16 protein-coding genes are annotated in these 13207 nt (G+C 43.8%); 11 read left to right on the top strand and 5 right to left on the bottom strand.

Translation table 11 applies throughout. The features are described 5' to 3' along the window. The first annotated feature begins 73 nt into the window (after positions 1-73). On the top strand, positions 74-1084 hold the full coding sequence (locus ACVFI8_RS17675; RefSeq protein WP_457872123.1) for an MBL fold metallo-hydrolase: 1011 nt from the start codon (positions 74-76) through the stop codon (positions 1082-1084). A gap of 189 nt (positions 1085-1273) precedes the next feature. Here ACVFI8_RS17675 and ACVFI8_RS17680 read toward each other — a convergent pair whose 3' ends face one another. Beyond that, a complete protein-coding gene (locus ACVFI8_RS17680) occupies positions 1274-2653 on the bottom strand; it encodes a glycosyl hydrolase family 8 (RefSeq protein ID WP_457872124.1) in 1380 nt (459 codons plus the stop codon). A gap of 384 nt (positions 2654-3037) precedes the next feature. On the opposite strand from ACVFI8_RS17680, the gene ACVFI8_RS17685 reads away from it, so the two are divergent. From ACVFI8_RS17685 to ACVFI8_RS17695, 3 genes are all read left to right on the top strand, one after another. Continuing rightward, on the top strand, positions 3038-3922 hold the full coding sequence (locus ACVFI8_RS17685; RefSeq protein ID WP_248712272.1) for a WYL domain-containing protein: 885 nt from the start codon (positions 3038-3040) through the stop codon (positions 3920-3922). After that, positions 3923-4141 carry a DUF6500 family protein gene (locus ACVFI8_RS17690; RefSeq protein WP_248712271.1) on the top strand — a complete coding sequence of 73 codons (219 nt, stop codon included), beginning with the start codon at positions 3923-3925 and terminating at the stop codon, positions 4139-4141. It abuts the gene before it with no gap. 129 nt (positions 4142-4270) lie between these two features. Further along, positions 4271-4963 (top strand): cation transporter, encoded by a 693-nt coding sequence (locus ACVFI8_RS17695; RefSeq protein WP_248712270.1) that lies wholly within the window; start codon positions 4271-4273, stop codon positions 4961-4963. A gap of 50 nt (positions 4964-5013) precedes the next feature. Here the strand turns inward: ACVFI8_RS17695 and ACVFI8_RS17700 are convergent, their stop codons facing one another. Both ACVFI8_RS17700 and ACVFI8_RS17705 read right to left on the bottom strand, forming a co-directional pair. Continuing rightward, positions 5014-5391 (bottom strand): hypothetical protein, encoded by a 378-nt coding sequence (locus tag ACVFI8_RS17700; protein ID WP_248712269.1) that lies wholly within the window; start codon positions 5389-5391, stop codon positions 5014-5016. A 433-nt stretch (positions 5392-5824) separates the two neighbouring features. After that, complete coding sequence (locus tag ACVFI8_RS17705; protein WP_248712268.1) at positions 5825-6712, bottom strand: NAD(P)-dependent oxidoreductase; 888 nt, start codon at positions 6710-6712, stop codon at positions 5825-5827. Between the two features lie 439 nt (positions 6713-7151). On the opposite strand from ACVFI8_RS17705, the gene ACVFI8_RS17710 reads away from it, so the two are divergent. From ACVFI8_RS17710 to ACVFI8_RS17730, 5 genes are all read left to right on the top strand, one after another. Further along, complete coding sequence (locus ACVFI8_RS17710) at positions 7152-7613, top strand: pyrimidine dimer DNA glycosylase/endonuclease V (protein WP_248712267.1); 462 nt, start codon at positions 7152-7154, stop codon at positions 7611-7613. Positions 7614-7801: 188 nt separating this feature from the next. Further along, positions 7802-8143: a PBPRA1643 family SWIM/SEC-C metal-binding motif protein gene (locus tag ACVFI8_RS17715; protein WP_248712266.1), complete on the top strand. Its 342-nt coding sequence runs from the start codon at positions 7802-7804 to the stop codon at positions 8141-8143. Positions 8144-8174: 31 nt separating this feature from the next. Continuing rightward, the gene (locus ACVFI8_RS17720) at positions 8175-8459 is read left to right on the top strand and encodes a hypothetical protein (protein ID WP_248712265.1); all 285 of its coding nucleotides are present in this window, start codon (positions 8175-8177) and stop codon (positions 8457-8459) included. 409 nt (positions 8460-8868) lie between these two features. Next, the gene (locus tag ACVFI8_RS17725) at positions 8869-9399 is read left to right on the top strand and encodes a serine O-acetyltransferase (RefSeq protein WP_248712264.1); all 531 of its coding nucleotides are present in this window, start codon (positions 8869-8871) and stop codon (positions 9397-9399) included. Positions 9400-9733: 334 nt separating this feature from the next. After that, positions 9734-10108 carry a PAS domain-containing protein gene (locus ACVFI8_RS17730; RefSeq protein ID WP_457872128.1) on the top strand — a complete coding sequence of 125 codons (375 nt, stop codon included), beginning with the start codon at positions 9734-9736 and terminating at the stop codon, positions 10106-10108. Between the two features lie 191 nt (positions 10109-10299). Here ACVFI8_RS17730 and ACVFI8_RS17735 read toward each other — a convergent pair whose 3' ends face one another. Continuing rightward, complete coding sequence (locus tag ACVFI8_RS17735; RefSeq protein WP_457872129.1) at positions 10300-10668, bottom strand: winged helix-turn-helix transcriptional regulator; 369 nt, start codon at positions 10666-10668, stop codon at positions 10300-10302. Between the two features lie 158 nt (positions 10669-10826). Between ACVFI8_RS17735 and ACVFI8_RS17740 the strand changes: the two genes are divergently transcribed. Both ACVFI8_RS17740 and ACVFI8_RS17745 read left to right on the top strand, forming a co-directional pair. Continuing rightward, positions 10827-11501: a glutathione S-transferase family protein gene (locus ACVFI8_RS17740; protein WP_457872130.1), complete on the top strand. Its 675-nt coding sequence runs from the start codon at positions 10827-10829 to the stop codon at positions 11499-11501. A 46-nt stretch (positions 11502-11547) separates the two neighbouring features. After that, positions 11548-12636, top strand: coding sequence for an alkene reductase (locus ACVFI8_RS17745; protein WP_457872131.1), 1089 nt, complete (start codon positions 11548-11550; stop codon positions 12634-12636). Positions 12637-12729: 93 nt separating this feature from the next. Here the strand turns inward: ACVFI8_RS17745 and ACVFI8_RS17750 are convergent, their stop codons facing one another. Next, positions 12730-13188, bottom strand: coding sequence for an invasion associated locus B family protein (locus ACVFI8_RS17750; RefSeq protein ID WP_457872132.1), 459 nt, complete (start codon positions 13186-13188; stop codon positions 12730-12732). Between the last annotated feature and the right edge of the window lie 19 nt (positions 13189-13207).

Consider the following 13207-nt stretch of genomic DNA (forward strand, 5'->3'; position numbering starts at 1 on the left):
TTTTTATTGCAATGACTAGGCCTTTCACCCTAGAGTGGCATTTAGTGTTAAGCAATATCAAAGGATGCTGTGAGTGAAGTTATTGGTTTTATTGTTAGTGGTTGTCAGCGCGGGCTTTATTGCCGCCTGCAGTTCGCCAGATAAAGTGTATCAAAATAACCATATTGCACCGATTGAAAAAAATCCTTTTAAGTTTTTCTATGTTCGCTTTTTTGGTGAGCAAGAATGGGCAGATCAAGCCGCTCAAGCTTATCAAGTGCCTCGCCAAGCCGTCGACACCCAATTAATTAACAATAATGATGACGTAGGCAAAGTGACGTGGTTAGGTCATTCTAGCTTCTTGGTACAGCTCAAAGGTGTCAACTTTTTAACTGACCCGGTGTTCAGTGAGCAGGTTTCTCCTTTTAGTTTTGCCGGGCCGAAGCGTTTAGTCCCTTTTACTTTTAAACCCGAAGATCTACCCACCATCGATTTTGTTGTTATTTCACATAACCACTACGACCACTTAGATAAAGCGGCCATTAAGCACCTAGGTAATTCCACCCATTATTTTGTACCTCAAGGCCTAGGGGCATGGTTTGAAAGCATGGGGGTAGCTAGCAGTAATATCAGTGAGCTTGCTTGGTGGGATTCAGAGCAATTTGCGAATGTTCAAATAACGGCAACGCCCAGCCAGCATTGGTCTGCGCGGGGGTTATTTGACCGCAATAAAACCCATTGGGCTAGTTGGTTGATAGAGCTAGAAGGCAAGCGCTTATGGTTTGCAGGAGATACCGGTTATAACCCCTACGATTTTAAAGAGATTGGCCAATGGGCCGATGGCATTGATCTCTCTTTTATTCCGATTGGAGCCTATGCCCCTCGCGATTTCATGAAAGACCAGCATGTGAATGTTTCTGAAGCGATGAAAATACATCAAGATGTGCGCTCAAAACTGTCGATAGGCATGCACTGGGGAACGTACCCCTTAACTGCCGAACCTGTGATGGAGCCTGCCGAGCGTTTAGAAGCCTTAAATAAGCAGCAAACCTCAAACGATGACTTTGTTAGCATGGCGATTGGCGAAACCATGTTGCTTGATTAAGTTTGCGCTTAGGTTTATGCCCGCTTAGCTGCGGTAAGCCCTCGTTTCAGGCTTACCGCAGGCTTTTGCTGTTAGCACTTAGCACTTAGCACTTAGCACTTAGCACTTAGCACTTAGCACTTAACTTTTGGCTTACAGCTTAAGTTTTCTCGCTAGTATTTTATGGCGTATAGCGTCGTGTTGGTTGCATTAATTGGCCGCTGGTTTGTAGGTATTGCCTGTTAATGTAAGGGCATATAGTGCTGACAAAGCCATACCGTAGTAATCGTTGTTCGCATTTTCGTAGCCGTTTGCACCAATATTCCACGGTAAACTGCCGTTTAGGGTTTCGTTTACCCAGTGGTTGGTGTAGTTATTGGCATTCGCTGGGTACCAGTCGTAGAGCATAGCCGCCACCGCAAAACCACCTGAAAACGAGCGACCGTTATAGCCAGCGCTATTGCCACTGGATTGGCTGATATCGGCTTCAATGCCACTAATGTCTCCGTTATTGGCATTGTTAACCAAATCGTTAATTAAACGGCGAGTCCAGTTTCGCGATGCGTCGGTGCCATACCAAGCGTAATCCATGGTTACGCGCCAAGGGATCCTCGAGGCGTCTGAACCATAATTGGTACTTCTGCCGGTAACGGCGCTGCCATTTAATTTCATCCAGTCGGGTACAAAGGTTTTATCGCCATTGGGACCGGCTTTTTGTTTGTCTAATAACCTGCTATATAAATCCCGTGCGGCCGAATTCCAGCGGTCATTGGTATTTTTAACACTGCTATCTAATGCTGCGACTTCAGCAAAGAAACGGAAAAAGGCAGGGATAGAATACGAAGCATCTATTTCATCAGTACAGGGGTTGAAGTTAGATTTTTGATAAGGCTTCACCACCCAGGTACCGCCATCATCAGCGCACCAATGTAACCAGTTGTCGTGAAGTTCATTAACGATGTGAATGGCTTCAGCGCGGTAATCAATGCCGGTTCCGCTCCATTTATCTGCGGCCACAAAGAGCGCCATGGCGATATCAATGTCGCCGTCTGTAGCAGGGCCGCCGCCACCGGCGCCAAAGCAAGTTTGGTTTTGGCCAACGATGCCATAACATATTTGATTAGTTACTGGCGATGCGTTATCCCACACCAACCAAGGCATTAAGTCGGCATTGTTATCGTCTAAGGTCTTTTTGTAAAAACGGTAAAGCTTATCAAAGCGGGCTTTGTCATTACCATAGGCGGTAATTAACATACCGTAGCCCATGCCTTCTGATGCGGTAGCGTAGGCATCTTTACTGACATTTCCACTGCCATCACGCAGTGCACCGCCAGAACCCCATTTCACTCTCGCTTTGTCACTGCCAACATTTACGATGTAGTTATTGACGAAGCGATTGTAAATGGTATTGAGTTCTGATGCGCTGATAGCGGCGTTGTCGGGGAGTAAAATGCCCCCCCAATATCCAGAGCTTTGTAAGTTCTGCTTACTTAGGGCCGCGTTCGCGGAAAAGCTGGTACTGTTTAGCATTAGTGCGGTGCCGATGATGGCACAGCTAAGTAGTGGGCGCGTAGTCGAAAAAACTGTCATTGTTCATCCTTACCATTGATCATTGTTGTTTTTGTTGGCGCTAGCAGAAATAGTGTATATTTTGTGCTGAAGAAAAAGTGAGCAGGGCTGGCGTGAACTTTACTGAATGTGATCTAGGTGTGTGATTTGTGTTCATGGTTTTTTGCTAAGTTGTTGATAAAAAAGAGATGGAATGTTTCATGGCGTTTGTTTTTTTTGAGAGATGGGGCGTTTAGCTGAAAAAAATAGCTTACGTCACTGTTAAAAAAAATTAGTGAAATAGTGGGAGGTTGACGCTGATTTCAGTGAGCTTCAAACTAATTAACATACCTAATCAAAATGATTGCCTCCTTGGCGAGTGCTTGCTAGTATTTTTGCTTTCTGGATGAACAAAGGCGCGAATAGATGGAACTAAATGAGTTAAGTCACGGACAACGCAGTAGGCTCGCTTTTATTGATTTTAGTTTGGAATATTTTGGAGAGGTGAGTCGCGCTGATTTAATCAGTCGCTTCAAAACGGGCTTAGCGGCTGCCACCCGCGACTTAGCAAGCTACAAACAATTTGCGCCAAACAATGCCTTACTCGATCATAAAGCGCGTCGTTATTTGCGACGAGATCAGTTCAGCCCTTTATTTTCGCATAACCCCGAGGCAATCTTAACCGGCTTATCGCATGGCTTTGGTGATGGTTTATCTTTTCCTTTAGAGCCTAGTGCGACCTGTTTTGACGCAGTGCGGTTGGTTCACCCAAAGGCTGAATATATTGCAGCCATCATGCGCGCTATTCATCACCGAGTACCGTTGTTGTGTCAGTATTGGTCTATATCTTCAGGTGAAAGCACGCGAGAAATAGTGCCACACAGCTTAGTGAATAACGGCCACCGTTGGCACGTTCGTGCGTATGACCGCGTTAGTGGTAGTTTTAGAGATTTTGTGTGTACCCGTTTTACGCAATTAACGGTATTAGATCAGCCTATCTCAACCCTTGAAGCACGAGACTATGATAAGCAATGGAACCAAATCATAGAGTTAAATCTTATCGCTCATCCTAGTTTGGCTCACCGGCAGGCGATTGAGTTAGATTATGCAATGGAAGAGGGGAGCTTAACACTGGAAGTGAGGGCCGCTTTGGCGGGATATTTATTACGTCAGTGGAATGTAGATTGTTCAGCTGAACACGCTTTAAGTGGCGGCGAGTATCAATTAGCCTTAAGAGATTGCTCTGTTTTAGCCGGTGTAGAGGGCTTAGCCATTGCCCCTGGTTGGCAATCGCTAAAACAGGAATGCTAAATGAGAGCAAGTTTAAGGCAGCACATGCTTGCGGTGTGTGACAAGAAAATCGCCGCGAAAGGTGAAACGGTGGGTTTATCGTTTTATGCTTTTTTTGCCAACAAGAATGATAACCCAGAGTTACTTATGGAAGCCGCTAGCTGGTGGATCTCTACTCATCAGCTCGATCATTTTGAAAAAGCGCACAAAATTAAGGCCTTAATATTAGACAACCAATAAGTGTGCAGTGGCGTTGATTGGTGTTTCACGCTAGCGCTACCATCATGTGTTATAACGTTAGTGTTTAAACCCTTGAATGTGGAACTTTACATCACTAGAATGGCGACTGTTTTTTAATCTGTAGAGGTTATGGCGGTAAAGTTCGCCATATCTAGTGATATGTTTGGTTTTTTAGAAAAAGAGAAGGCGTTGTTAAGCTTCTCAAGTTGCTCGTCGCTGTTATTTGCACTGCTAGGCATTAGTTTAGGTATTTGGGCTAGCTCGTTAGTGATTGTGTTTGACGGCGCTTATTCATTGGTTAGCTTATTACTTACCTTAATATCTTTAGGTTCTTTGGCCTTAAAGAAACACCCTTTTTTTAACAGTAATCCTCATTCGGCTGCGATGATTGAACCTGCAGTCGTGGCGTTCAAAGGGTTTGCTATTAGCTTAATGTGTGGGTTTTCTTTTGTGTCTGCACTAGTTGCAATACGCCAGGGCGGTAGAGAAGTTGATACAGGCTTGGCGCTGGTGTTTGGGTTTATTAATGTGGTGGGCTGCGTATTAACCTATTGGGTACTCAGCCGTAGCGCTAAGCAATCGGCTTTATTAGATGCCGAAGCGAAACAGTGGTTGATGGACTGTGTAATTAGTGCGGCGGTGATGATTGGTTTTGTTATTGCTGTCATGCTCAACAAATTTGGCTTTGCTGATTGGGCGGTATATGCCGACCCTGTGATGGTGGTTGTTGCTTCGATGTATTTTATTTGGGTGCCATTGAAAATGACCTCTAAGGCTTTAAAGCAATTAAACCAAATTCACTGTGTTGAAGTGAGCTACTAAGTTAAGCTAGATATCACTATTGGCGGCCGCCAATAGTGATATCTGCAAGCTTAGCCTGCGTAGCAGCTATCCCAGTCGCCGTAGTTGGCATCGCCCGCTAAAATCTGTAATTCAGTGTCACCCAGTACACTTACAATCGCTTCTTTAGCGGTTTCAATCACGCTTTCAAGTTCTGCTTGCTCAGTAAAAAAGTTAATTGCAACGTGGTATTGCTCATTAAAATAGGCAATGAATAAATCCCAACCTTGCTGCTGTTGAGTGTTCACTAAGGCAGCATCAACCTCATCAAATTTTTCAATATCAGCAACAAAGCGGATCTCGGCACAGGTTTGTGCGAACGGACCTATCGCCATCTTTTTCAAGTGGCGAGCTTTGTGATGACTTTTTACTTCAGGTTTTGCCAATTCTGGCACGGTGATAAGGGTCATAATGATACCTAATAATATGTATTAAAGAGTGGCGAAGCGACAATAATTAACAGGCCGTTACGCTTGCCCGCGAGCTTAGTCTAGCTTGAGATTTGGCGCAAGTGAAAGCTGACGCTAGCCCTCGGCGTATCAGTGCTATTGGCTATCTGTATAGTAATGCTTACAGGCATCTAACTTGGATTGCTCATACTTTGGCTGGGATGAGTTAGTATAAGGGGGTACTAGCAAATTTGTTGTCAGTTTGAGCCGCTGAAGCTAGTCAAGATGACCTCAGCCCTACATGGATGAAGGCAACGAAATTACTTCCCTTCTTTGTCATTTATCAGTGCTAGATTGTCGCGCTCCATTTCATAATTTTTTTTGAGCTAAACATCACGTTCTCGCGTGACTCCAACCTAAGGCCTAGGGCCTTAGGTTTTTTTTTGCCAAATGATTAACCATTTTCATTATCAAATTGTTTGATCAACACCGAGGTATCACTGCGAGAATAGCCACGTTGCTGCAGCTTGGCGTACTCGGCATCCACTTGCTTGGCCAACGGCAGCTCAACCTTCAATTTTTCGGCCTCTTTAAAACAAATCGCTAAATCTTTGCGCATCCAATCGATGGCAAAGCCAAAATCGAATTGATTATCAGCCATACTGCTTGCGCGGTTCGCTAACTGCCAGCTACCCGCTGCGCCGTGCTGCAAAACATCTATAACGGTATTAATGTCTAGTTTGGCGGCTTTGGCTAACTGCAAACCTTCGGATAAACCTTGTAAAATCCCGGTAATACATAGTTGATTGACCATCTTGCAGGTTTGGCCATAACCGGCTGAGCCAACCAGGTTTATTGCCTTGGCGTAGCTGTTAAGCACCGGCTCCACTTGGTGTAAGGTCGTTTGCTCACCGCCAACCATAATGGTTAAACAAGCGTTGATCGCGCCCGCTTCTCCACCTGAAACCGGCGCATCTAAAAAGTGTAATTGTAATGCTTTAGCGGCGCTGTCTAGCTCGCGAGCCAGTTCAGCAGAGGCGGTAGTGTGGTCTACCAATAGGGTGCCGGGTTTAGCCGCCGACATAATGCCATTCACTCCAAGGTAGATTTGTTTCACGTCTTGATCGTTACCTACACAGGTAAGAACAACATCAGCCATCGCTGCCGCCTCAGCAGGGGTGTTAGCTTGAACGCCGCTGTATTTATCTAACCATGCTTTCGCAGTGGCGTCGGTGCGGTTGTATACCACCACCTTATAACCCTGAGTACTTAAATGACCCGCCATAGGAAACCCCATGGTACCTAGGCCAATAAATGCGATCGTTTGAGGGGCTGTGCTCATGCTGTTGTTCCTTTAGCTTATTGTTTATAGCAATTCCATGAATAATCTAAGCATTATTACAGATTAAAACGGATGCAAACAGGGTGATACATTTTGTCAATAGAGTAAGAAGCGACGGTAACTTATGGCGAAATTTCGCCATTTTCCTCGCTGATAGATGAACCTCATTACTCATTGAATGGGGTGACAGGCTACGTTGCGCTAACCATTGGCTAATGATAGTTGCATTGAATATCCTAATTTTCAATGGATTATCAATATTGAACCACAATGTTCACGGTTCGACGCCGCTGCGGCTATGACGACGTGTTGTTTGAGCTAATTAGTGGTGGTGTAACAAGTAAATAGTCAGAACATCAATCTTTTTAGCGGAGTACTGCGTATCTATATTCAACTACAGCAACCTATGGGCGGCGCTGAAAGGGATAATCGTTAACTTATGAACATATTTGTACTCGACTTAGATATTGAACGTTGCGCTCAATACCATTGCGATCAGCACGTAGTAAAAATGATACTCGAAAGCGTGCAGATGCTATGTACAGCATTAAATAAAAAAGGCTTTACTACGCCCTACAAGTCAACACACCTTAACCACCCCTGTGTGTTGTGGGTAGAGCAGTCATACGAGAATTTTATTTGGCTTAAACAGCTGACGCTAGCCCTTAATCGTGAGTATCGTTACCGCTATAACAAAACCGTTGATCACAAATCGATGGCGGTTTTGGCCCAGATTGACGATTTACGATTTATGAATCACGGTTTAACCGAGTTTGCTCAAGCCATGCCTAATGAATACAAAATTACCGGGGATGCGATTAGTGCTTATCGGCAATTTTATCGAGCAGAAAAAATGGGCTTTGCTAAGTGGAGTAAAAGGCCCATGCCGGCTTGGCTATAGACCTTGGTTTATGGGTATTTAACTCAGCGGATAGTGGCACTTACGCTTCGTCAAATACATAGTTCAGGTAGTGTTTGTTAAAGCGGCTACCCCATAACAGTGGTAAGCATGCTAAACTCAAGGTCTTTAACGGTGACCAGCATTTTGCTGGTCACCGTTTGTCATTTTATAGCTGTTTGGAATACCTAATGTCAGATAAGTTCTTTTTTAAAGGTCGCCAAGATGCGCGCGAGAATCATATTCAGTATGGTTATGAAACCAAGGCGCGCTTAAAAACCGGCAGTAAGAAGTCTCCTCTGTCATTAGTGGTAACGAGTGAGGCCCGTAAGCAAGAGGTAGACGCTATGGTAGCCGAAGCGCAGTTATATGCTGAAGTCATGGTTGATAGCAGTGAAGATGCGGTTGAATCGATCACTGAGCTTACAGTGCTGCTTGATAAGAGACAGCCGATTAAACTCGATAAGGTGCCTGCACGTAATGAGCCTTGTCATTGCGGTAGTACTAAAAAGTATAAGAAGTGTTGCGGGTAAAACGCGTTTTTATTTCTTGTAGAGGCCAATTATGAATTTAGATAAATCGACAAAACGTATCGCAAAAAGAGTTAAAAAAGGATTTCAGGGCTACCCGCTCATTTCACTTAGCTATTTTGGCGAAGCAACAACTAGGGCCAGTGAAGTTGTGATGGGCTTTGTTTCAGAAGAAGGTGTTGCCGCTCAAGAGCAAAAGTTTGCCAGTAAGGGCGATGCCAGAAACGACGAGGCTATTCAAACGGCATTACTAAAAGTTATTGAGCGCGCTGAGGCTAAAACCGTGATAGAAATTGCCGGTGTAAGCCTTATCAAATAAGCGTCATCAACCGAAGGTCGTCATCGAGGCTAAAGTCCTGGCATTGGTATTTGGTCTCTTTAGCTATTTTCTGCTCACTTACGCCTGCTAAACTTGATACGCAGACCTTATTCATCGCTGTCATTGCTGATGCCATTGGGTGTACAGCCTTGAGGCTTCAGCCATCTCTTGTACATTCGCTCAATGGAACAGAACCCTTGTTTTGTATAATGTGAGCCTCTGAAATGTGCGCTAGACGCGTTCCTAAGTAAATGAAATTCATGATATATTTATGTCTAACTTTTATCATTTTAACCTGTTGTGATGAACAGTGTTAGCTTGATAATTCACTCAGTGTTAAGCATGAGGATTACTCCTTGTCGAAGCATATTGTGTGGCTTGATTATATTTGCCCTAGGAGTAACAGCGATTGGAAGAATTACATGACGATTATTTAGTTTATGTAGATGAACATGAGATTGAGTGTTTTTCGAAGATTAAGCGCTTAATTTGGTTAATGTTTAAAACAACGTTTATTGTCGTTCTATTTTATCGGCTATCTAATCACAAGGTAAAGTTAGTCAAATACAGTGCCATCCCGATATATAAAATTATACGTATCTTATCTGGCGTGCAAATCCCTAGAGCGGCAAAAATAGGTAAAGGATTATTTTTACCTCATTTCGGCACCATTGTGCTAAATAGAAAAGCTGTCTACGGGGAATATTTGACCATTTTTCATGGTGTCACAGTTGGAGCAAAAGGCGGTGCCAGCCAAGATATCAAAAGCCCAACAATCGGTAATCATGTGCGCTTGTCTGCGGGGGCAATTTTGTTGGGGAATATAACGATTGGTGACAACGTAACAGTAGGAGCTGGTGCCGTTGTGGTTAAAAACGTACCAGCAGACAGTGTAGTAGTGGGCAACCCTGCCAGAATAATTAACGAAAACATCTGTTAGTTAACCGCATTGTTATCTTTGTTAATGTTTTTGCTGTCACCGAGTTTTGGCTAACAACATGTGAGTGTTGGCAGCAGCAATACAGGCCGAGGTAATTACTCAGGTGGCTTTGCTGGCTGCATCTCGCGATAAAGTGTGGTGAAGCCATTTTTGAGGCCTATATTAGTGTTATTAAGCCTTAATGCACTGTGCATTCTGGTTTGTAAGTACATCAAAAAATTTAACTTCGTATGATAGAAAAGTGGAATAAACCCTATACTTTAAGTGGGAATGTAAGTCATGCCAGCAGTGGCTGGTTATAAGCTATAGGCTGCATCAATAATGTAAGGGGAATATGGGCATCGACAAATTACAGTTAATCAATACAAGAACCCATTGCATGGACCTATCCAGCGATCAAAGTATTGTCCACTCCTTAGACTTGAGTGGCACGATTATAGATGTTAGCCCTGGTTGGTTAAAAGCAACAGGCTATGAGAGAGCAGAAGTAATAGGAAAACACTTTGTCGAGTTTCTTGATATGGAATCTTTGATCAAAGTACAAAAGAATTTTCCGTGTCTTAAAGATTACGGTTTTGTTGATAATGTACAGTTACATATCGTGCGCAAAGATCATGTGGTTATTTCAGTAAAACTAACAGGGACGTCTAAGTACAATGCTAAAGGAATATTTGAAAGGACATTTTGTGAAATGAAATGCGAAAGCTAAGCAGCACAATTACAGTGTTTAGCTTTAATCATTGCATTGGTAAATCCGCGAGAACAGTGTACCTACAACTTAGGCTATTGCGACTAATGAGTTCAAGCTACAAATTGTATATTTAGCTCGTAATAAACAATCGTGAACTTAACTCATTTGGTGCTGTATGCAGCAAGCTGTTTAGTGATCGAGCTGACTATCTATTCGTGAGCTTGCTGATATTGAGTTCCCCATGCACATAACAAATCTAAGGCTGGGTTTAATTGCTCTGCCAATTCAGTCGGGGTGTATTCTACGCGTGGCGGCACCTCAGCAAATACTTCTCGTTTAATCAGCTTATCTTTTTCTAAGTCGCGCAGTTGCTGAGTTAAGGTTTTTTGAGTGATTTTGGGGATCATTCGCTTTAGTTCACCGAAGCGTAGAGTCTTCCCGCGAAGTTGATACAAGATAATAACCTTCCATTTTCCACCAATCACCTCAATGGCAGTCGATACGGGGCAGTCGTGTTGCTGCGCTGTTTCAGAAAGTTCTGATTTTTTTTCTAGGCTCGAAGCCACTGAATTCAACATTAGGCACCTCTAGGAAACTAAATATCTAATATGTGCGTACTTGTAGTTCGCAGCAAGCGTTCTTATAGTTACCTAAAGATACTATGTTTCGTTTGGATACAGAAGTTGTATTTTTTGACCAGATGAGAGTTTGTTTCACAACAACAAGGAAAAGCTTCATGCACGAAACCTATCAAGCTAATCAAACCATCGAGTTAATTAGTTTTAAGCTGTGCCCATTTGTGCAGCGCTCGGTAATCACCTTGCTGCACAAAGGCATTGATTTTGATATCCAATATATTGATCTAGCCAACAAGCCCGATTGGTTTTTAGCCTTGTCGCCCTTGGGAAAAGTACCAGTATTAAAATATGGTGAAGAAGTATTATTTGAATCAGCAGTAATTAACGAGTTTCTAGATGAAATAACCAGCGGCTCGTTAATGCCTAGCGACCCCCTACAAAAAGCCAAAGACAGAGCATGGATCGAATACTCCAGCCAAGTACTGATGGCGCAATACCAAGTGAGCTTAGCTAAAACACCAGCCGATTTTGATACCCGCTTACTCGGGTTAAATGACAAACTAAGCCGTTTAGAATCGCTTACCAGTGAACACGCTTACTTTAACGGAGCTAATTTAGCTTTAGTCGATACCGCTTTAGCGCCCTTGTTTACTCGATTTGCCGCGATTAAGCAGCTATTTGCTAAGGATTTGTTAGCTGACTTTCCTCGCTTAAAGGCCTTGGGTGAGCGCTTGCTCGCATTGCCTGCGGTGCAAAAATCAGTAGTAGAAGACTTTAACCAACTGTATGCCGAATACTTGCGCAAGGGTGAAAGTGTATTAGTCAACGCCTAAACCAAGCAGCAGAATCACACCTAATTAACGATTCAAAGGATCAACTATGTCACTAGAACACTTATTTTCACCGACAAACTTGGCAGAAATAGCACTAAAGCATCGCGTGGTAATGGCTCCGCTAACACGATCTCGCTCTGCTCAACCGGGTGATGTACCGCAGCAGTTAAACGTGGATTATTACAGCCAGCGAGCCAGTGCGGGCCTAATTATCACCGAAGCCACTCAAGTTTCTCCGCAAGGTAAAGGTTACGCTTTTACCCCAGGGATCCACAGCGAGAAACAAATCGCGGGTTGGAAAACTATCACCGATGCAGTGCACGCTAAAGGCGCTAAAATTGTCTTACAGCTTTGGCATGTTGGTCGTATCTCTCACTCCAGCCTTCAGTTAGATGGTGAGCTGCCAGTGGCTCCGTCTGCGATCGCGCCTGAGGGCCAAGCTTTTACCGAACAAGGTTTTGTTGACTTTGAAACCCCTCGCGCCTTAGCAACGAGTGAAATGCCATCTATTGTTGAGCAGTTTACTCAAGCGGCTATCAATGCCAAACAAGCCGGTTTTGATGGTGTAGAAGTGCATGCGGCAAATGGTTATTTACTTGATCAGTTCTTAAAAGAGGGAAGTAATCAACGCACCGATAGTTACGGTGGCAGTATTGAAAACCGAGCTCGCCTAACCCTTGAAGTCACCCAAGCAGTAGCCGAAGTATGGGGCAGTGGTCGAGTCGGTGTGCGAATTTCACCTACCGGCACCTTCAACTCGATGTCTGAGAGTGAGCCACAAGCCTTGTTCAATTACTTAACCGAACAGTTAAGCGCTATGAACGTATCTTATCTACATGTGGTTGAAAACTTTGGTGGTGCGAGTAGCGAAGGTTTTAGCTTTGCGCAGCTGCGCAGCCGTTTTGCCGGCGCCTACATGGCCAATGGCGGCTATACGGCCGACAGTGCAGAACAAGCTATTTCAGAGGGTAAGGCCGATGTCGTGTCTTTTGGGGCTCCATTTATCGCTAACCCAGATTTACCCGAGCGGTTTAAGCAGGGCGCTACGCTTAATGAACTCGACCAAAACACCTTATACGGTGGCGGTGCCGAAGGGTATACCGATTACCCGAGCTTAGCCGCTGCCACGTCTTAGTACTTTTCATTTTTTGCGAAAAAGCATGAGCAATAAATGTTTCTGACAGTCCACATTCCCTGTGGTGTTTGGCCTCGCATGCGAGGCCTTTTTTTAGTGTATTGACGAGTAAGCTTGTTTAAACCCGGTGAGAATAACCGGAAAAGCGGTTTGCTGTTGGTTGCTTTTAAGCAAGTAGGCCACAGACATTACTTTACCATTTTGCAAGTCATTGATGAGTTGCTGGTCAGCAATAACGTTTACTTCACATAACTTTTTATCACAGTTAGTAATAGGTAAATGTAAGGGCTTTTGCTCATCAAATTTTAAGCCAATACCTTTAGTTGGATCGGCTTGAGCACTGATCCGTATTTTTAAAACGGCTTGTTCTTGGTAATTGAAGTAACTCACGCCAGCAATCACGTTGGCTGAATTATCTTGTTTCTTCATTATCATTTGGGTGATAACGCAAGGCTTACCAGCAGGACATTTTACCGTCCAGGCTTCAAAGTCTTTAGCAAATGCTGAGTATGAAAGGAAAAAGGTGAGTAGGGCTAAGGTTATTTTTTTCATGTGGTTATCCGTAACAACA

The sequence above is a fragment of the Agarivorans sp. MS3-6 genome (assembly GCF_054112545.1).